Annotated in this window: 13 protein-coding genes; 4 read left to right on the top strand and 9 right to left on the bottom strand. The window is 53.5% G+C overall.

Annotated features, from left to right (window positions below):
* Positions 1-148 precede the first annotated feature (148 nt).
* From B051_RS0117795 to B051_RS0117785, 3 genes are all read right to left on the bottom strand, one after another.
* Positions 149-757, bottom strand: coding sequence for a superoxide dismutase (locus B051_RS0117795; protein WP_018479580.1), 609 nt, complete (start codon positions 755-757; stop codon positions 149-151).
* A gap of 87 nt (positions 758-844) precedes the next feature.
* Entirely contained in the window at positions 845-1,294 is a 450-nt protein-coding gene (locus B051_RS0117790) for a nucleoside deaminase (protein ID WP_026236499.1), read from the bottom strand.
* A 119-nt stretch (positions 1,295-1,413) separates the two neighbouring features.
* Positions 1,414-1,968, bottom strand: a complete 555-nt coding sequence (locus B051_RS0117785) for a hypothetical protein (protein WP_018479578.1) — start codon at positions 1,966-1,968, stop codon at positions 1,414-1,416.
* A 205-nt stretch (positions 1,969-2,173) separates the two neighbouring features.
* Between B051_RS0117785 and B051_RS21605 the strand changes: the two genes are divergently transcribed.
* Positions 2,174-2,617 (top strand): hypothetical protein, encoded by a 444-nt coding sequence (locus B051_RS21605; protein ID WP_018479577.1) that lies wholly within the window; start codon positions 2,174-2,176, stop codon positions 2,615-2,617.
* 101 nt (positions 2,618-2,718) lie between these two features.
* Here B051_RS21605 and B051_RS0117775 read toward each other — a convergent pair whose 3' ends face one another.
* Both B051_RS0117775 and B051_RS0117770 read right to left on the bottom strand, forming a co-directional pair.
* Positions 2,719-6,351: a M1 family aminopeptidase gene (locus B051_RS0117775; protein ID WP_018479576.1), complete on the bottom strand. Its 3,633-nt coding sequence runs from the start codon at positions 6,349-6,351 to the stop codon at positions 2,719-2,721.
* Positions 6,352-6,408: 57 nt separating this feature from the next.
* Entirely contained in the window at positions 6,409-7,320 is a 912-nt protein-coding gene (locus B051_RS0117770) for an ABC transporter ATP-binding protein (RefSeq protein ID WP_018479575.1), read from the bottom strand.
* A 235-nt stretch (positions 7,321-7,555) separates the two neighbouring features.
* Here B051_RS0117770 and B051_RS0117765 point away from each other — a divergent pair, with 235 nt between their 5' ends.
* A complete protein-coding gene (locus tag B051_RS0117765; RefSeq protein ID WP_018479574.1) occupies positions 7,556-7,951 on the top strand; it encodes a GtrA family protein in 396 nt (131 codons plus the stop codon).
* An 8-nt stretch (positions 7,952-7,959) separates the two neighbouring features.
* Here B051_RS0117765 and B051_RS0117760 read toward each other — a convergent pair whose 3' ends face one another.
* A complete protein-coding gene (locus B051_RS0117760) occupies positions 7,960-9,585 on the bottom strand; it encodes a glycosyltransferase family 39 protein (protein WP_018479573.1) in 1,626 nt (541 codons plus the stop codon).
* Positions 9,586-9,673: 88 nt separating this feature from the next.
* Between B051_RS0117760 and B051_RS0117755 the strand changes: the two genes are divergently transcribed.
* Positions 9,674-10,579, top strand: coding sequence for a glycerophosphodiester phosphodiesterase (locus B051_RS0117755; RefSeq protein ID WP_018479572.1), 906 nt, complete (start codon positions 9,674-9,676; stop codon positions 10,577-10,579).
* Between the two features lie 20 nt (positions 10,580-10,599).
* Here B051_RS0117755 and B051_RS0117750 read toward each other — a convergent pair whose 3' ends face one another.
* The gene (locus tag B051_RS0117750) at positions 10,600-11,523 is read right to left on the bottom strand and encodes a retroviral-like aspartic protease family protein (RefSeq protein WP_083919474.1); all 924 of its coding nucleotides are present in this window, start codon (positions 11,521-11,523) and stop codon (positions 10,600-10,602) included.
* A gap of 162 nt (positions 11,524-11,685) precedes the next feature.
* On the opposite strand from B051_RS0117750, the gene aspS reads away from it, so the two are divergent.
* Positions 11,686-13,446 (top strand): aspartate--tRNA ligase, encoded by a 1,761-nt coding sequence (gene aspS / locus B051_RS0117745; protein ID WP_018479570.1) that lies wholly within the window; start codon positions 11,686-11,688, stop codon positions 13,444-13,446.
* A 104-nt stretch (positions 13,447-13,550) separates the two neighbouring features.
* Here aspS and B051_RS0117740 read toward each other — a convergent pair whose 3' ends face one another.
* Entirely contained in the window at positions 13,551-14,993 is a 1,443-nt protein-coding gene (locus B051_RS0117740; RefSeq protein WP_157579061.1) for a RagB/SusD family nutrient uptake outer membrane protein, read from the bottom strand.
* Positions 14,994-15,004: 11 nt separating this feature from the next.
* Positions 15,005-17,956 (bottom strand): SusC/RagA family TonB-linked outer membrane protein, encoded by a 2,952-nt coding sequence (locus tag B051_RS0117735; RefSeq protein ID WP_018479568.1) that lies wholly within the window; start codon positions 17,954-17,956, stop codon positions 15,005-15,007.
* Between the last annotated feature and the right edge of the window lie 505 nt (positions 17,957-18,461).

The following is an 18,461-nucleotide window of genomic DNA, read 5'->3' as shown; positions in this document are numbered from 1 at the left end:
AGCTCCCGCGAGTGTCTTTAAAGCTGTAGCGCATACATGTTTCTGAAAGAATTGCTTTCGTAGGTATAGCAACCGCCACAAAAGCCACCATAAAACAAAATGCCCCGCCGTCTCCGGAAGGGCATTTTTTAATGTTTCAGGCTATACCTTACTTCGCTTCGTTGTAGCGACGGGTCACTTCCTCCCAGTTCACCACGTTCCAGAACGCATTGATGTAGTCTGGGCGACGGTTCTGGTAGTTGAGGTAGTAGGCGTGCTCCCATACGTCCAGACCCAGAATTGGCATGCCAGCGCAGCCTTCCGCGAAAGGCATCAGTGGGTTGTCCTGATTTGGTGTAGAGCAGATTTCCAGCTTGCCACCGGCTACACACAGCCAGGCCCAGCCAGAGCCAAAGCGAGTCGCGGCGGCGGCGTTGAACTTCTCTTTCATCTGGTCAAATGAGCCAAACGTCTCATTGATGGCATCGGCTAACTCACCGCTTGGCTGGCCACCGCCGTTCGGAGAAAGGATTTCCCAGAACAGGTTGTGGTTGTAATAGCCGCCGCCGTTGTTGCGAACCGCTTTGTTGTCGCCGCTGAAGCTGGTGAAAATCTCCTCAATGGATTTTCCTTCCAGTTCGGTGCCTGCAATCGCCTTGTTCAGGTTGTCGGTATAGGCCTGGTGGTGCTTCGTATGGTGGATTTCCATGGTGCGGGCATCGATGTGCGGCTCGAGCGCGTCGTAAGAATAAGGTAGTTTCGGTAGTTCGAAAGCCATAGTTTTATGTAGTTTATATGTTACAAAATTGCATAGCGACAGTTGCTAGGGTGTACTATGCGACCAAAGTGTTAGTTTCAAAGTTACTCAATTTCTTTTACCCGCAAAGAAGGAAGCCATCAGTTCGGCGCACTCCTGTGCCATGATGCCACTGACCATTTCTGTCTTAGGGTGCAGCAGGTTGCCCACCCGGCGGTAGCCACGCTTGGGCTCAGGGGCTCCGTATACCACCCGCTTGAGCTGCGCCCAGTAGCTGGCGCCGGCGCACATCACGCAAGGCTCCACCGTCACATACATGGTGCAGTCGTTGAGGTATTTGTTGCCCAGGTACTCGGCTGCAGCCGTGAGGGCCAGCATCTCGGCATGGGCCGTCACATCGTTGAGTTTCTCGGTTTGGTTATAGGCTTTGGCTATGATGCGGTTGTTGCTCACGATGACGGCGCCAATCGGTATCTCGCCTTCCTCAAACGCATACTTCGCCTGTCGGAAAGCCTCCTGCATAAAATGCTCGTCGCTGTGTATTGATAGAAAGTCCACGTTGCTGTTCAGGTATGGTAAATGAAATTCAAAAAAGGCTGCACTTGCGAACCTTTACTCAAGTTACATAAAAAAGCCCCTCCGCAAAAGGAGAGGCTTAACTGGAGAGGTGCAATCACTTATTTGATGTTGACAGAGCCCATAACTTCGCGGGCTGTCTTTTGCCAGTCGTTCTTCATGGCAAAAGGAAGGTGCATCGAGAACACCATGAGTTGGTTGCCCTGTATGGTGTATTGCATGATGCTGTACTTCTGCACGGGCGCCAGGTTGCTGCTCTTGCGCTCATCTGCCATCACGGAGACGAACTCAAACACGATGTAGTTCTTGCCTTTGATTTCTGTCACCTCGTCGCGTATGAAATCGACTTTAGTGAAACGCTCCAGCAGGTTGGCCTTGTAAACGTCGCGCAGCATGTTCAAATCTTGAGGTCCAAACTGGGACCTTTTCTGCGTCATGCTGAAGTCTACCTGCCCATTGGGGCTGCTGTACACGGCCACGGGCTTGTTGGCAGCGGGGTATTTACGGGCGATGCCGTCGTCAGGCAGCGGCGTAAAATCGCGCGGCAGCATTACGGTGATTTCCTTGGTAATCTGTGTTTTCTTCAGTTTGGTGTCGGCAAGGGCTACGCCGGCAATCAGGATAATAGCTAGGAAGGCTAGATAACGCATGTTCATAGGTTTCGGTAGAGCAAAGCTAAAAAAATTATGGGTCTGAGGCAGTATGATGCAATTACTTTGCCAAATGCAGAAACGCCCGATAAGAGAATGGTATTGTGTCGTTTCACATCTTCTGCCGTGGAATGCCGTTATATTTTAACAGGCGCGCTACCATTTTAGTGCCTGCCGCTTGCATTTGAAACCATATTTAAACCAGAAAGCTATGTTAGACGACATCATCAACAGCGTGAAAGGACAACTCACCGGCGAGTTGCAGAACAAATTCCAGCTGGACGCGGGTCAGGCAAACCAATCCGTGGACCTGGCCAAGGAGCACATGACCAATGGGCTGAAAAAGGAGGCCAGCGGTGGCGACATGAGCGGCATCATGGACATGCTCAAGGGAAACAAGGCGCCGCAGGACAGCCCGGCTGGCAACAGCATGATACAAGGCTTTGTGAACGACCTGTCGGCCAAGGTAGGTATACCGCAGCAGGTGGCCAACCAGGTGGGGCCTTTCGTGATGTCGTTCCTGATGAGCAAGGTGTCCGGAAAAGTGAACGCGGACGGTATGGGCCAGGGCGACATCCTGGGTATGCTGGGCGGTGGCCTGAAGGACAAGCTGCCAGGCGGCTTGGGTGATAAGTTGGGTGGTCTGTTCAAGTAAACAGGTATAGCCATAAAAAAGAAGCCCTCCCCGGGGAGGGGAGGGCTTTGGCAACTTACTTACATCTCACCTTAAACAAGTGTGCCTAAATTGCCGGGGCCTCAGCTTGCCGACAATGTCTTCGTGTTATCGTTCGGGTTTCGGTCTATCAGGATGTTGTAAGGGTCTACGCCAGCTTTGGCCGGCTCCTCATCCACAACAAACTCGAATTTGTTTTCGCCCGCCTTGAGCTTATGTTTCTGCAGGTATAGCGGCTTGTCCTGCCAGTGGCCATCCACCTTTTTGCGGGACAACACACCTACATCTACCCAGTCATGCATGGCGGCGACACTCTCAGAACCAAGAGAGTCGGCATAAAGTTTCTTCGCATCCACAGTGAATGTGACTTTATATTTCCCGTCCGGCAGTTTCTTGTAAGTGGCGTCCGTTGTTTTGTTCTCATACAGGGTGATGTTCTCGAACATGTCCGTGACGAGGTACTGCAACGAATCTGGAGTGGCGGCACGAATATACTGCATAAATTCGATTGAATTGGTATAAGGGGCCTCCTGGAAGGCAACTTTTTTGACATATTGTTGCAAATAGCCATTCAGTTTTTCCTCCCCAATGTAATCGGCCAGCGCATACATTACCATACTGCCTTTGCGGTAGTGGATGTAGCCTTGGTTCTCAACGCGGTACAGCGGCATCTCCTTTTTGCTCTCGGCCGTGCGGCCTGTCAGGTAGGTGTTGAGTTCGTAGTTCAGGAACTTCTTCATGCGCTCGGCGCCGTACTCCTGCTTCATCACCATCAGGGCGCTGTACTGGCTCATGGTCTCCGACATCAGCACGGAACCCTGCACGTTGCCGCCTATCACCTGGTGCGCCCACCATTGGTGCGCTATCTCGTGGGCGGTGATGTAGAACGGATAGTCCACATCCTCGGGGTTCTTGTCGTCCACATCGGCGATGAAACCGATGGCCTCTGAGTAGGGGATGGTGTTTGGGAAGGACTGTGCGAAGGTCTGGTAGCCTGGGAACTCCAGTATGCGTACCTGGCGGTGCTGGTACGGGCTGAAGTTCTCCGTGAAGTAATCCAGCGACTTTTTCACGCTCTTTATCATGCGGTCCAGGTTGTACTCATGGCCTTTGTGGTAGTAAATCTCTATGGCCACGTCTTTGCCGTCCTTACCAGTCCACTTGTCTTTCTTCACCTGGTAGTCAGCCGACAGGAAGGAGTAGAAGTTGAGGATTGGGGCGTCCATCTTGTAGTGGAAGTAACGGCGGCCGTTCTCGGTCCACTCCCGCTGCAGGTAGCCCGGTGCAATGGCAATCTGGCTCGGCACAGTGCTGACAGTCGTCTCGAAATTCACCCAGTCCGCGTTGTTGCTGATGTAGGTGTTCATGCGGGCCAGAGAATCATTCACATCCGCCATACGTGGCTTGGGCGCCAAACCATGCTCCTTACGCACGTCGTCCTCGCTCAGTTCCACAGCGGCCTGGTAACCAATCTGAGGGAGATACTGGCTATTGATGAAGGTGCCGTTATAAACTATACCTGAGTTGGAGCCGCTGTTGCGAAAACCTTTGGTGGCATAGTACAAGTCAAGGTTCAGGCGCATGGAATCGCCGGGCTGCAGCGGCTCGGCCAGCTGGTAGATGTAGTAGCCGAAGTCCTTGTCGTGGAGCACCAGTTTGTTTGGCTTCGTGAACTCCATCTGCCGGATTTCCGCCTCATCTGACACCATGAGGTGTATCGAGTCAATCGGGGCAGTATGCTTGTTTTTCACCCAGAAATAGCCCTTGAAGCTAAAATCCCGTTCCTCCGGGTAAATGTCCACGTTCAGGTTCACGTCTGTGATGCGAGGCTGCGCTATACCTTCGTACTGCTTGTACTTCTTCTCAAAATCAGCCGACTCCTGCTCCTGCTCATCAGAGGTGCGGTAGGTGTTCAGGATGTTGGTGTTGTAGAAGATGAAGCCACCCGTCACTAGGAAAACCGCCAAGGCAGCCGCCGTTACGAAGAGCGTGGACTTGGTCAGTTGCAGGCTGGCCAGCTTGAAGCGCCACTTCAGCATGGTTTCAGAGCCGCGCGCCCACAGCATGTTCGCTACAATGGCCAGCAGGATGGCAAAAGCCGCCCAGTATACCTTGAAAATAGTGAAAGGCCACACGAAATGCCCGTAGCCGTTCATGGCAGAATAGGTGATACCAGGGTCGGAGTTGAAGGAGTAAAGGTTGTGCTCCCAGCCCAGCTGTCCTTTAAAGATGTTGAGCAGGTAGTACACCACCATCACAAAGTGGCCAATGTACTTGTTGTTCACGATGACGTGAATGAGCATGGCCAGCACGCAAAGCATCAGGTAATCGACGAGCTGTATGCCAAACAGGCCTTTGATGTACACATCCAATTCATAGGTATAGTAGCCCTTGAAGGTCTGGATGATGATGCCGCAGAAAAGGATGACGAACAGCAGCACGACCTGTACCAGCATCAGCGCAGACAGTTTGGAGGCGAAAGGCACCCAGTTAGGTATAGGCAGAGCATCGTAAATCTGGTTCAGGCGGCTGTCACGCTCACGCCATACCAGTTCGCCAGAGTAGAACGTGATGATAATCAGGAAGAACAAGGCGAAGGTGCCGCTCAGTATCATGACCACCTGCGAGGTGACCGGGAAGGTGTTGGTGCCATACATTTTACCAATCTGGGTGCCGGTCACGAACAGGAAAATGATACCGGCCAGCGTAATGGCCAGGAAGTAGACGCTCTTCACAATGCCCTTGAACTCTAGCTTGGTCAGCTTGAAGTATTGGCTCAGGCTCAGGTTGAACGAGAAGTTCTGGCTCACCTTAGGCAGCTGCAGGCGCTCGGTAGGAACAAAGGCTCCAGCAGCCTCAGCGCTGTTTCTCCTGCGGAAGAGTTTGAAACCCTGGTTGGCGAACGAGAAGCTGAAACGGTAGTAGCAGAAGGCCAGAATGGCCCCGCCAATCGCCATCCAGAGCAGGCGGTTCATCAGAATGTGCTCACTGAAAGGCAGCATAAGCGTGTTGCGCTCCGCGGTCGTCCAGTAGCGTTGCGTGTAGTAAACCGCCGAGGCACCCATCGGGTCCAGCAGGTTGGCCAGCGTCTCGTTGTCCAGGTCGCCGGTCAGGCTGCTGGACACGCCATAAAGCACCAGGAAGATAACGCCACCCACGTAGATAGAAAGCCCACTTCGGGTGAGGGTAGCCAGTGTGAAGAAGATTGCGCCTGTCAGAATCAAGTTGGGTATAACAATGGTCAGGTAAGGTTGGATGTACCACATCAGGTTGAACGGACCGAGCTTATCAGGTTCCATCCAGGGCATGACGGTGGCAAACATAGCGCCCAGCCCCACGCCCAGGAACACGAACAGCGTGACCAAAAACGAGCCCGTGAAGCGGCCAAACAGGTAGCCTGCCTTGGTAATCGGGGTGGTGTAGTAGAGGGAATGTGTCTTATGTTCGAAATCGCGGAAGATAGGCGTGCCCATCATGGAACAGGTGATGAGCACCCCGAACCAGCTCATAAGCGTGACAATCCAATTGATTTGGTAAGGGGAGTTGGCGTATACCTTGCCGCCGCTGGCATCGCCGATAATCACACCGCCGCCGAAGGCGCTGCCCAGGGCCAGCATGGTGAAAAAGGCCATCAGGAACAGCAGGGCGAAGTATATGTAAGTAGCAGGCCGCTTCATGCGGTACCGCAACTCGAACAGGAATATCTCTTTGAACATCTCTAAAGAATTAGGAATGATGGGGAATGAATCCGAAAGACCTTGGAGTTAGTGCTTCTAGTTTGCAACCAGTTCGCGCTGCTCGTCTTTCTCACTGCGTGCTGCTTCATGTATCTTGCTGAAGTACACATCCTCCAGGTCTGGGGCTACTGGTTCGAATTCAGCGCCCGGTTGCACGTCGCTCAGCACATGGATGATGGTTTTGCCAGCAAAGAGACGCGAGGAAATCACTTCGTGCTGCAGTTGGTACTCCACCAGTTCGTCCTTGTGGATGAACTTGCGCCAGATGCGTCCCTTCAGTTCGTCAATCACCTGCAGCGGGTCGCCTGTTAGCAGCACCTGGCCTTTGTTGATGATGGCGAAGTTGCGGCACAGGTCCGTCACGTCCTCCACAATGTGCGTGGAAAGTATCACAATCATGTTCTCGCCAATCTCACTCAACAGGTTGTGGAAACGGTTGCGCTCGGCCGGGTCCAGACCCGCGGTCGGCTCATCCACGATAATCAGTTTGGGATTGCCTAACAGGGCCTGCGCGATGCCGAAGCGCTGCTTCATACCACCCGAGTAGCCACCCAGGTTCTTCTTGCGCACATCGTACAGGTTGGTCTGCTGCAGCAGGGACGCTACTACCTCCTTGCGCTCCTTGGAGTTACTAATGCCTTTGAGCACGGCGAAGTGGTCCAGCATCTCCTCAGCAGACACCTTCGGGTATACCCCGAACTCCTGTGGCAGGTAGCCCAGCACTTTACGCATATCTTCTTTCTGGCGCAGCACGTCCATATTGCCCAGCATGATGCTGCCGCTGTCAGCCTCCTGCAGGGTGGCGATGGTGCGCATCAGCGACGATTTGCCGGCACCGTTCGGGCCAAGCAGGCCAAACATACCTGTCGGGATGGTCAGGTTGATGTTCTGGAGGGCTTTGGTGCCGTTGGGGTAGGTCTTGGAAAGGTTCTGTATGATAAGCTCCATGTGACTAAGGATTTAGCGTGAGTAGATGTTGAGCCTATGAAGTAAATTAATCAACAAGTGGCATCAAAATAAACTATACTAACCTCAGGCTTTTCTCGACAAAGGCGGGTTTGGGCGCTACAGTGTTTGGAAGTATAGTACGGCAGTTGTCTTTGGTGCTTTGGTAGGAGCCGGAAAGTGCTTAATTTTACGCCTTCGCACAACACTAGAATAGGAGCACAGACCCCCATCCGGCATGTCCGAAAGTATAGAAGCTTTCCTGTTGAAATTCCTGAAGTTTGGCCTGGTGGGTTTCTCTGGCCTGGTGCTGGACTTCGGGGTGACGTTTGTTGCAAAGGAGCGGCTGCGCTGGAACAAGTACATCGCCAACAGCCTGGGCTTTATTGTGGCCAGCGTCAACAACTACATCCTCAACCGCCTCTGGACATTCCACAGCGCCGACCCGGATATAGGCTGGCAATTCTCCAAGTTCCTGGGGGTGGCCCTGGCCGGGCTGCTGCTCAACAACCTGATTGTATACCTGCTCACCGAAAAGGCGAAACTCAACTTCTACCTCGCCAAATTCATCGCCATCGTGGTGGTGTTCGTCTGGAACTTCCTGCTCAACTACCTCTATACCTTCACCAGGTAGGACTCAAACTAATCTTTGATTCGGTAGATGCTCACGCGCTCGTCCTTGTGCACGCGCGGGTTGAGGAAGTGCAGCACATCGTCGTACAGCGAGGGCTTCAGCGTCGTCTCCAGCTCCAGGTTCGGGTACAGTCCGTGGAGTTTCGCCATACGCTCCTCCATGTCCTTCTGCCCCACCACAACCACGTAGTCCGGTTTGTAGCTATACCCGCTGATTTCGGATTTCAGACTGTCGATTGACTTGTCACCGTTGAGGCTGTAGGTCATCACGAAGTCCTGTGGGAGCGGCTTGCCGGCTTTATAGGCATCCCAGTTGCGTTTGCGGTTCAGGTGGAAGTCCTCGTACTCGGCGGCCATGCGGTTGAGGTAGAAGAGGGGCGGCTGCTTCAGGCTGTGATTGCCGAACTCGAGCAGAATCGCGTCCATCTCCTGCTTCTCCGACAGGTATACCAGCGGGGCCACGCGGCTTTTCTTGGTATAGGTGATTGCCATACCTATAGCTACCGCGATGTTGAGAATCCAGAAAAAGGTCCAACTGGCCGCCAGCAGTTTTTTGCGACCCTGCCAAAAGCGCGACTGCCGCACGAAGTCCTGCCAACCGATGACACCCAATATCATGATGAGCGGAAAAAGCGGCAGGATGAAGCGCTCCTGCTTGTTAGGGAACAGCGAGTGCGCCACAAAGAACACCACACCAGCCCAAAACAGCATAGGCGCTATTTTCGCGGTCCGGCTATACCCCAGCACCAGGTATACGCTCAGCGGCGGCACCATGAACCCGAGTATGGTCAGGGCGAAGCGATACACCGGGCCCGTGCTATACTCGTAGGCGTTCTCGGTGTTGTAGAGGAAATAGGTCACCACCGAGTGGAACGGGTAGTCGAAGAACACGTAGTCGATAGTGCCCTGGATGAGCGTGGCCATGGCCAGGAAACCCAGGCTGAGCCAGAGAATCTCTTTCCATTGGCGGCGGTAGAGCAGCACCAGGCCGGCTCCTGCCGGAAAGAGCGCCGTGTGGTAGCGGAATACAAAGGCCACGGCAAACAAGGCCCCCGCTGCGAAATAGCGCCAGGCGCGCTTGCCGTCCTCCGCTTTCAGCATCAGGTAGAACGCCGCCAGGAAAGGAGGAATGCAGACCATCTCCACCAGGTTGCGCACGCTCATGAAGGGCATGAACCACATCAGCGCCAGCATCAGCCCCACAATGCGGGCATTGGCCTGGTTCGACAGCCGCTCGGTAATCTTATAGCCATAGTACACAATCAGGAGGGAGTACAGTCCGTGCAGCACCCGCACCACCGTCATCTTCGTGTCAGGATTGGTGATGCCTATACCTTCCAGCAGGTAGAAGAGCACGTAGTGTATGCCGGCGTAGAACATGCTATGGCGCGGCGGCATCGGCTCATTCAGCCAGGAGGGCAGGCCGTATACCCAGTTCTGCGCAATCGTTATCACATCAAAGTGGTCATCATGAAATGCGAAGCCCTTGGAGAAGAAAGCCGCCAGCATCCGAATCACGAACGCAACCAACAGAATCATGGACAGCGGAATCATCACGCGGTTGTGGATGCCTGCCTTGTCTGCCGTTATCGCGGAGGTGTCTGTGTCTGGAGTGGTACCTGTGGCTGCTCGCATCTTTATAAATGATTGACTATCGGCCTGTAGCCTGTAATTTTTTTGGGAATCTGCTGCAAATTTAAGCTATATGGGGCTAAGTTTGTGTATGAATTTCACGAAACAAACCTCTAGGCCTTCTTTTCTGAAAAGCAAGAAAGCCACCTTGCTGCTACTGGTGCTCGGAATACTCACACTGGCAGTCAGCTTGTATAACTTACTACAGGAAGGCGATGGAAAATATGCAAAAGGTATATTGGTGATAGGCCACGCTGGCTCGGGCTTTTTCTCCCCAATCAACCCCTACAACCCCTTGCCCGCCAACAGCATGGCTTCCATTGTGCAGGCGATGGAAGAGGACGGAGCCGATGGCGTGGAGGTGGACGTGCACGTGAGCCAGGACGGGGTGCCCATCCTCTACCACGATACCAGTCTGGAGACCATGAGCGAAGGCACCGGCATGATTGAGCAGCTGCCGGCGGCCGAAGTGGTGGGGCTGAAGTACAAAGGCGGCATCCTCTACGACCTGTTTCATGATGAGCGGCTCGTCACGCTGGAGGCTGTGCTGCAGCGGTTCCAGACCTACCCGGAGCTCCCATACCTGCACATCGATGTGCGCAACCACGATGCCACCCGCAATACCTTCTACGCCCAATCGGTGCTGCAGCTGCTGCGCCAGTACAAGTACCCACAGGAGAAAATCGCTTTCATCTATCCCAATGCAGACATACTCCATGCCATACGCGAACAAGAGCCCCAGGCGATTCTGTTTTTGGATGCTGGCGATGATTTTGAGGTGACCGTTCAGGAGGCGCTCAACCAGAAACTAGATGGTGTGACGGCCAACGGCAAAAAAGTAAACAAGGAGCAGGTGCAGCGTGCCCGGCAGCAGGGGCTTCAAATCATGCTGTTCGGGGGCAAGTCAGGTTCCAGTATCCGGAAAATGCTGGAGATGGAGCCAAACGGCATCCAGGTGAACAACATGAAGCGCATGCGGGCGCTGGTGGGGGAGTAGACTATAACAGCTATACCTGCTTAGTCCCAGAAGTATACCTTGCGCTGCGGGTAGTTCACCGATATTTTGCGGGCGCTCAGGAAAGGGTAACCCAGCAGCCCGTCGATGCGCAGCCCATAGCCATTCTTCAAGTGCGATATGTCCGAAAACACATAGGCCATGTCGGTGTAGCTGTGGCCGTTGACTTTGGTGTTTTTCACCTTGGCCGTGCTGGCACTTGTCATACCTTGGCTAGCCCCTAAAACAGGTATCTTTTTTCCATTCTGGTAATCTGTGGCGCGGAGCCTGGCCTGGCTGGTGAGGTCCAGGAGGTTGGCCTCAGCGCCAGTGTCGAGCCCCAACTGTAGTGTCTGGTCCCCTATCTGCACGCGCAGCACAGGCAGGTGCGCCTGCAACTCAAAAGGCATCTCAGAGCTGGGCTTGATGGAACGATGATAATCCGTGGCGTCCGGCTCAAATAACATTAAGGTCTTGGTCTTGTAGTCCAACAGCATCTCATACTGACTCAATGTGCTATACCCAATCAGGCCACCGATGGGGCGTCTGGTCATCTTCTCGACGTGCGACAGCTCCATGGCGATGGCAGGTACCTGACGCTGCTTCAGGTTGCCAATCTCCAGCTCCGGCACCACTACCTCCTGCATCGCGAACGTGCCACCTATACCTTTACCGCGAATCGTGTCACCTGCCACATCGCCCAGCCGGGAGTTGAGCACCAGGGAAGGGGCACCAGAGTCGAGTATAAAGTCGGCGGGCTTGCCATTCACCTTCACCTTCACAAACACCAATCCGCCCTTTAGCTCAAAGGGCACCTGCACCAGGACAGCGGCCACAGTCGGCGTAGCCGGTGGAGTAGCAGCAGGCGGAGTGGCCCGCACAGCGAGCATGGCCAACAGCGCCAGCAGCAGCATAGCGAAGGATAAGTTTCTGATTCTTGTTTTCATGGGTTCTTGGATTTAGAAATAGCGGCGGGCGCAGCCTTGAAAACATTTTAGAAGGTAATTTAGGTTTCTTATACCTAAACCCATTGTGGGAAGGCTTTGTTTTTTAGCGCACGACAGTAAAACAATTATTACTTTTGCATCCTATCATACTCATATAAAGCTATGCTCCGGACACACACTTGTGGCGAACTAAGAATAGATAACGTAGGCGAGGAGGTTGTACTGACAGGTTGGGTACAGCGCCTGCGCGACAAGGGCGGCATGCTCTGGATTGACCTCCGCGACCGTTACGGCATCACGCAGCTCACCTTCGAGGATGGCGTCACGCCCGCTCACCTGTTTGAGCAGGCCCGTGGCCTGGGCCGCGAGTATGTGCTGAAGGCGATAGGCCGTGTGATTGAGCGCTACTCCAAAAACGACAAAATTCCGACAGGGGAGATTGAAATAAAGGTGACGAAATTGGAGGTGCTGAACCCCGCCAAGCTGCCGCCATTTATGATAGAGGACGAGACAGACGGTGGCGATGACCTGCGCATGAAGTACCGCTACCTGGACCTGCGCCGCACACCCGTGCGCCGCAACCTGGAGCTGCGCCACCAGATGATGCGCGCCGTACGCGCCTACCTCGACGAACATTACTTCATTGAGGTGGAGACGCCAGTGCTGATAAAGTCCACGCCGGAGGGCGCCCGCGATTTTGTGGTGCCGAGCCGTATGAACCCAGGTGAGTTCTACGCCCTGCCGCAGTCGCCGCAGACATTCAAGCAGCTGCTGATGGTGTCCGGTTTTGATAAGTATTATCAGATTGTGAAATGCTTCCGCGACGAGGACCTGCGCGCCGACCGCCAGCCGGAGTTCACCCAGATTGACTGCGAACTTTCCTTCGTGACGCAGGAAGACATCCTGAACACCTTTGAGGGTCTGATTCGCCACCTGTTCCTGAAGGTGAAAGGCATACACATCCCGCACCTGCCGCGCATGACGTACGCCGATGCCATGCGGCTATACGGTTCCGATAAGCCCGATACGCGCTTCGATATGCACTTTGTGGAACTGAACCCGCTGGTGAAGAACAAAGGCTTCAAGGTATTCGACGATGCCGAACTGGTAGTAGGTATAAATGCCAAAGGAGCCGCCAGCTATACCCGTAAGCAGCTCGATGAACTGACCGATTTCGTGAAGCGTCCGCAGATTGGTGCTACCGGTCTGGTATACGCGCGCGTGCAGGAAGACGGCTCCGTGAAGTCATCTGTTGACAAGTTCTATACCTCCGAAGACCTGCAGGCTTGGGCCGCTGCCTTCAACGCGCAGCCCGGCGATTTACTGTTGGTGCTAGCCGGTGGCCGAGACAAAACGCGTAAGGCACTGAACGAGCTTCGCCTGGAAATGGGAGAGCGACTGGGCTTGCGCGACAAAAACGTGTTCTCGCCGCTGTGGGTAGTGGACTTCCCGCTGCTGGAGTGGGACGAGGACAGCAACCGCTTCCACGCCATGCACCACCCGTTCACGTCGCCTAAGCCAGAGGACCTGGAGTTGATAGATGACCGACCAGGTGACATCAGAGCCAATGCCTACGACATGGTCATCAACGGTGTGGAAGTGGGCGGAGGTTCTATCCGTATACACGACCGCCGCTTGCAGGAGCAGATGTTCCGCCTGTTGGGCTTCTCCAACGATGAGGCGAAGTCACAGTTTGGCTTCCTGATGGACGCTTTTGAGTACGGCGCTCCTCCGCATGGCGGCATCGCCTTCGGTTTCGACAGGCTTTGTTCCCTCTTCGGCGGCGCAGACTCCATCCGTGACTTCATCGCCTTCCCGAAGAACAACTCTGGCCGCGACGTGATGATAGACGCGCCCGCTCCTATCGCTCATGCCCAACTGGATGAACTGCATATCCGGATGAAGGACCTGCCAGCCAAATAGGTATAGCGACTATACCTTGAACTGTTGAAAAGCGGGTAAGGACAGGTATAAACAGAAGGGGCTGCCGATACCGGCAGCCCCTTCTGTTTTACGGTGCGTCTTGATTAGTAACCAGGCGATTGCTGACCCTGCATGTTAGGGTTAGCAATCAGCTCGCTCTGAGGGATAGGCCATACCCATTCGCGGGCAGTAGGCTCCAGTTCGCAGAAAGATGCTACTGTACAATCCTCACGAACAATGGTGCGTGTGGTGCGCTTCAAATCAAACCATCTGTGGCCTTCGCCAATCAGCTCTTTTTGGCGCTCCAATGCTATGGCATCCAACAAGGCTTGGCCCGTCAAGGCAACAGGAGTGTAACCTTGAATTCTGGCGGCCCGCAAGGCATTTAAATCCGCTAATGCACCAGCCGTGTTTCCTTGCATCGCTCGGGCCTCCGCACGAATCAGATACATTTCTGCAACCCGGAGCACTTTGAAATTGACTACGTTGTCAAGCGCCGTGCCTCGTCCTATAAATTTACTCAAAACCACTCGAGGAGTACCTCCCCGGCTGTTTCTGGTAGCGAAATAAGCGCTGTAGCGTATGTCTGCCGTCTGGTTATACTCCTGCAGCAGGTCCAGCGAAGGGCGATAGGTGTTGCGGTTACCGCTCGCGAAGTACGTGTTCTGGGAAGGGCTTCCCTCACCCGCATTGAACGCAACCGCCCATAATACCTCAGCCTGGTTTGCATCTGACCAGATGCCAGGAAACTCAGCTCTGGTCGCCAAAGGCACTAAGTCGATTACCTGGGTTGCATAGGCCTCAGCTGCCTGATACTGCTCTGCATACAGGTTGATTCTCGCCAGCATCCCCTTCACGGCAACATCGTCAATGCGAGACCTATTTGTAGCCGAATTAATTGGCCTGTCTACGTCCGCTAACAGGGCCTCTGCCTCCTCCAGGTCAGCATAGATTCTGTCATACGATTCCTTTACCGTCAGTCTGGCTGGGCGTTCCTCAAAGTCTGGAGTTGTCTTGTAAGGTATACCGAGCTCTGATGAGTTACGCTCGAACTCCACACCCCAGTACCTCAGGATATCAAAATGCACGAAGCCTCTAATGGCCAGCGCCTGTCCTTTGATTCTATTTACGCCGGTAGGGTCTTCCTCTGCAAAACGGTCAATATCACGCAATACGATGTTGGCCTGGTTGATGACGGAGTAGGCATCTTGCCAGGTTTCCTCCACCAGCGAGTTATCTGCCGTGTATACCCAGTCCGTGAGAGAGATGAAGTTAGCCAACGATTCGTTTGTCTCGGCTACGTTATCAGTCAGCATATCCGGCAATTGAGAGTAGGAGCCCGTGCCATTGCCACCAGTACTATAGTATCCACTCTGGCGGAATCTGGCATAAGCGCCTGTCAAGGCAAACTCATAATCCTCCAGTGTCTGGAAGGTGTCGGAAACGTCCCGCTGGAATTCCGGTTCTACGTCCAATATATCGTCGCAGGAAGGCAGCACAAACGCGCACCCCAGGCTCAGTCCGATAAATATATGTTTGAATTTCATCATCTTCGTTTTTAGAATCCTACATTTATACCAAATGTTACAGTGCGCAGGGCAGGGTACTGTGAACCAACCAGCACACCTGTTGACACCTCAGGGTCAAAGCCTCTGAAGTCCGTCCAGGTCACCAAGTTCTGTCCTTGAGCAAACACCCGCACAGTACTCATTTTCAAAGGGGAGATAAGGCTTGCAGGCAGTGCGTAAGAGATGTTCAGGTTGCGTAGGCGCAGGAAGTCCCCATCCTCTACGAAACGTGTGGTCTCAGCGAAGAACGTGACATCTGGATTGGGGATGTCTGTTTCATCTCCGGGTTGCCTCCACTCATTGAGCAAGTCTCTGGATAGGTTGTCGAACAGGTAGTCCGGGTTCTCCACGTTCGCCCGGTCGTTGTTGTAGATTTTGTTTCCACGCACAAAGCTGAAGAACGCGCTTACCTCAACGCCTGCCAGGTTGACGGCACTGCCAAAACCACCGAAGAAAGGTGCCTCTATAGAACCTATTATCACACGGTCATCGGGGTTGTACACATTGGTTGTTTCGCCGTCTCTGGTGTAATACAAGGCATCGCCGTTATCAGGGTCTACACCTGCATATCTCACAAGGAAGTAGGAGTTCATTGGCTCTCCGACTTTGTTGATGTAGAGGCCGTCTTCTATTTCATCGGTATCGCCATAGAGTTCCTTGATTTCGTTTTTGTTGTACGTCAAGCTCACGTTGGCGCTCCAGGTGAAATTATCTGTTTTGATGATGTCTCCTTCAATTCCGAATTCCACGCCTCTGTTTTGAAGTTCCCCTACGTTGGACGTGAGGAACTGGAACCCGGAAGTTCTGGAAAGCTGGCGGTCTAAGAACAAGTCAGTGGTCAGGGCATTGTAGAACTCCACGGTTGCGCCCAAGCGCCCGCCGAACATGGTGGCTTCCAGACCGGTGTTAAACGTTCTTCTTCTTTCCCACTGGAGCTGCGGGTTGGGCAGGTTGGTAAGCACCAATCCACTGCCACCGCTGTAAACAGAACGGCTGTAGAGTTCTCTTGAAGCAAAGTCGTCTTCGATGGCCTGGTTGCCGGCAGAGCCATAGCTTATCTTGAACTTGGCCTCGTTAAAGAAGTCACCTGTCAAGCCTTCCAGGAAGGGCTCGTCTGTCAGTATCCAGCTGAAACCCACAGAGCCGAAATTGGCATACCGTCTGTCAGCACCAAAACGGGAGGATCCGTCGCGGCGGGCGCCGATGTTGATAAAGTACCTGTCTCTGTAGCCGTATCGGATGTCTGTGAAGTAAGACAGCAAAGAGTTCTCGCTGCCAATGCCTGACACTGTGGGAATGAATCCATTGTCTGCCGAGCCGGGTGTTATACCTGATTCGTTCTCAAACGGGCCTCGCAGACCATACCCTGTGAAGCCGAAAGACCTTCCTTTTCTTTGCACTATCTCGTTGAAGAGAGCCACCGTCACGTCATGGTCACCAAACCTTTTGTTGTAAGAGGCGGATGTCGTGCCGGTATAGCGGAAAATCCGTTGGTAGGCCCGGTTCAAGCTACCGGCCTGTCCGGTGGTTATCTGTCCGCTATAGGTCTGTGGGTCCAGGAAAACGAATGACTCATTGGAAGTATAGTCACCACCCCAGTTTGTCCTGAGCGTCAATCCCTCCAGGAACGGAGCCTCATAATTCACAAACACACTTCCTATACCTTTGATTTGCTGCCGCTCGCGGGTGTTTTCCAGCAACTCCTGCAAAGGGTTTGGCTGACCTGAGGTAATCTCAGTATAGTCTCCCTCATCATTGTATGGAGTCTCGTAGGGGTTAGCCCAGCGGATGGCGTTCAGCGGGCTTCCGATGTAGGAGTCGTTCTCCGTCGTGTTGCTGAACTCAGAGTAACCGAAAGTAGAGTTAAGGCCAAAGCTGAAGTTACCGGCGGTACTCTCCACGTTAGCACGGCCTGTGTAGCGCTCTAGACCCGTGTTTCGCACGGTTCCGCTCTGGTCAAAGATAGAGCCTGATACGAAGTACCTTGTCTTTTCCGAGCCACCTGAGGCGCTCAGGGTATGGTTCTGGGTGCGGCCCGTTCTAAAGAACACGTCTTCCCAGTTGGTGTCCACTTGCCGCAGCTCCTCAAGTTCTCCTTCGGTCCAGCCGTACAGGTTGCCCCTGTCCAGCTCATACCGCAGCTTCTCCTCTGAGTTCATCACCTTCAGCTTGTTTTCAGGTGCTCTAGAGAAACCGTACTGGAAATCATAATTAATTCTGGTAGCACCCACACGGCCTTTCTTGGTAGTGATGACCACCACGCCGTTAGCCCCTCTGGATCCATAGATAGAGGTAGCTGAGGCGTCTTTCAGCACAGTCAGGCTCTCAAAGTCGTTGGGGTTCAGGGTAGCGAAGTCTGAAGAGGTAATCTCCACGCCATCCATGATGTAGAGCGGGGAGGTGTTGCCAATGATGGAGCCCCTACCACGAATAACCACATTCGCGGCGGCACCCGGCTGGCCTGACTGCGCCTGTACCAATATACCTGGGGCTCTGCCTTGCAAGGCCTGGTCGAAAGACGCAATCGGCACCTGCGCAATTTCCTCCGCTCTTACGGTTGTCACAGAGCCTGTCACTTCCCGTTGGTTTTGCGTGGTATAGCCTGTCACCACTACTTCAGACAGTTGTCTGGTGTCAGGGCTGAGGGCTACGTTAACGGTGCTTCGGCCGCTGATAGGCACCTCTTGGGTAGCCATACCTACAAACCTGATGACCAGCACGGCATTGCCTGGGGATATGCTGGCTGGCAGGGCAATGGTGAAGTTGCCGTCTGCGTCTGTGTTTGCTCCGGTGGTAGTGCCTTTCACTACGACGGATACACCGGGCAGCCCGTCCCCGGTCGCCTGCTCGGTTACTCTACCCGAAACTGTTCCGCCTTGTGCCATAGCCTGTTGCGACAGGCAGAGCACGATGGCGAAAATCAGCAGTACAATTTTTCTCATAGGTGTTGTGTTTAAAGTGATAGATTTAAAATAAAACTGTGGTTGTACGCTTCACGCGAGCCCTCCTTTCCGCTGTAGGGGAGGTTATAATTAACAGCTGCTTTCTCACTATAGCGTGAGCTTCACTTGTAGCAGATGTCATTCTCGGTTCTTAAAGTTCGTGATGAATTATGTGGTTCCTCCATTGTCGTGCCTAATGAAAACGGCCTCCCATACCTGAACCAAAGGAGGTACGGGTACAGTACATCTGCTTTTACGTCCATTCCACATAATTTGTCATGCAATAGCTGTATTTCTGTAACAATATGGTTTTCTAATTGCCTTTTTCATGCTTGCGCGTGGTGTTATAGCCGGTGAACAAGTCAAGGGCTTGCACCCGCTGCCCTCGGCTGGCATAGGTTCCCGATAGGTATAACAGCCGAGGCGAGCTACTGTTTTGTAGGTGCTGCTATACCTTTATCTCAACCAGATGCTATACCTGCACAACCTGTTGCTGCATGTACTA

Source organism: Pontibacter roseus DSM 17521, from assembly GCF_000373265.1.
Taxonomy (GTDB): Bacteria; Bacteroidota; Bacteroidia; order Cytophagales; family Hymenobacteraceae; genus Pontibacter; species Pontibacter roseus.
This window is presented reverse-complemented; position numbering and strand designations above follow the sequence as displayed.

Excerpts from the sequence above, each read along its gene's own strand:
- B051_RS0117795 (WP_018479580.1), bottom strand. The coding sequence starts at position 757 with ATGGCTTTCGAACTACCGAAACTACCTTATTCTTACGACGCGCTCGAG.
- B051_RS0117775 (WP_018479576.1), bottom strand. The coding sequence starts at position 6,351 with ATGTTCAAAGAGATATTCCTGTTCGAGTTGCGGTACCGCATGAAGCGG.
- B051_RS0117765 (WP_018479574.1), top strand. The coding sequence starts at position 7,556 with ATGTCCGAAAGTATAGAAGCTTTCCTGTTGAAATTCCTGAAGTTTGGC.
- aspS (WP_018479570.1), top strand. The coding sequence starts at position 11,686 with ATGCTCCGGACACACACTTGTGGCGAACTAAGAATAGATAACGTAGGC.
- B051_RS0117760 (WP_018479573.1), bottom strand. The coding sequence starts at position 9,585 with ATGCGAGCAGCCACAGGTACCACTCCAGACACAGACACCTCCGCGATA.
- B051_RS0117740 (WP_157579061.1), bottom strand. The coding sequence starts at position 14,993 with ATGAAATTCAAACATATATTTATCGGACTGAGCCTGGGGTGCGCGTTT.
- B051_RS0117770 (WP_018479575.1), bottom strand. The coding sequence starts at position 7,320 with ATGGAGCTTATCATACAGAACCTTTCCAAGACCTACCCCAACGGCACC.
- B051_RS0117785 (WP_018479578.1), bottom strand. The coding sequence starts at position 1,968 with ATGAACATGCGTTATCTAGCCTTCCTAGCTATTATCCTGATTGCCGGC.
- B051_RS0117750 (WP_083919474.1), bottom strand. The coding sequence starts at position 11,523 with ATGAAAACAAGAATCAGAAACTTATCCTTCGCTATGCTGCTGCTGGCG.
- B051_RS0117735 (WP_018479568.1), bottom strand. The coding sequence starts at position 17,956 with ATGAGAAAAATTGTACTGCTGATTTTCGCCATCGTGCTCTGCCTGTCG.
- B051_RS0117755 (WP_018479572.1), top strand. The coding sequence starts at position 9,674 with ATGAATTTCACGAAACAAACCTCTAGGCCTTCTTTTCTGAAAAGCAAG.
- B051_RS21605 (WP_018479577.1), top strand. The coding sequence starts at position 2,174 with ATGTTAGACGACATCATCAACAGCGTGAAAGGACAACTCACCGGCGAG.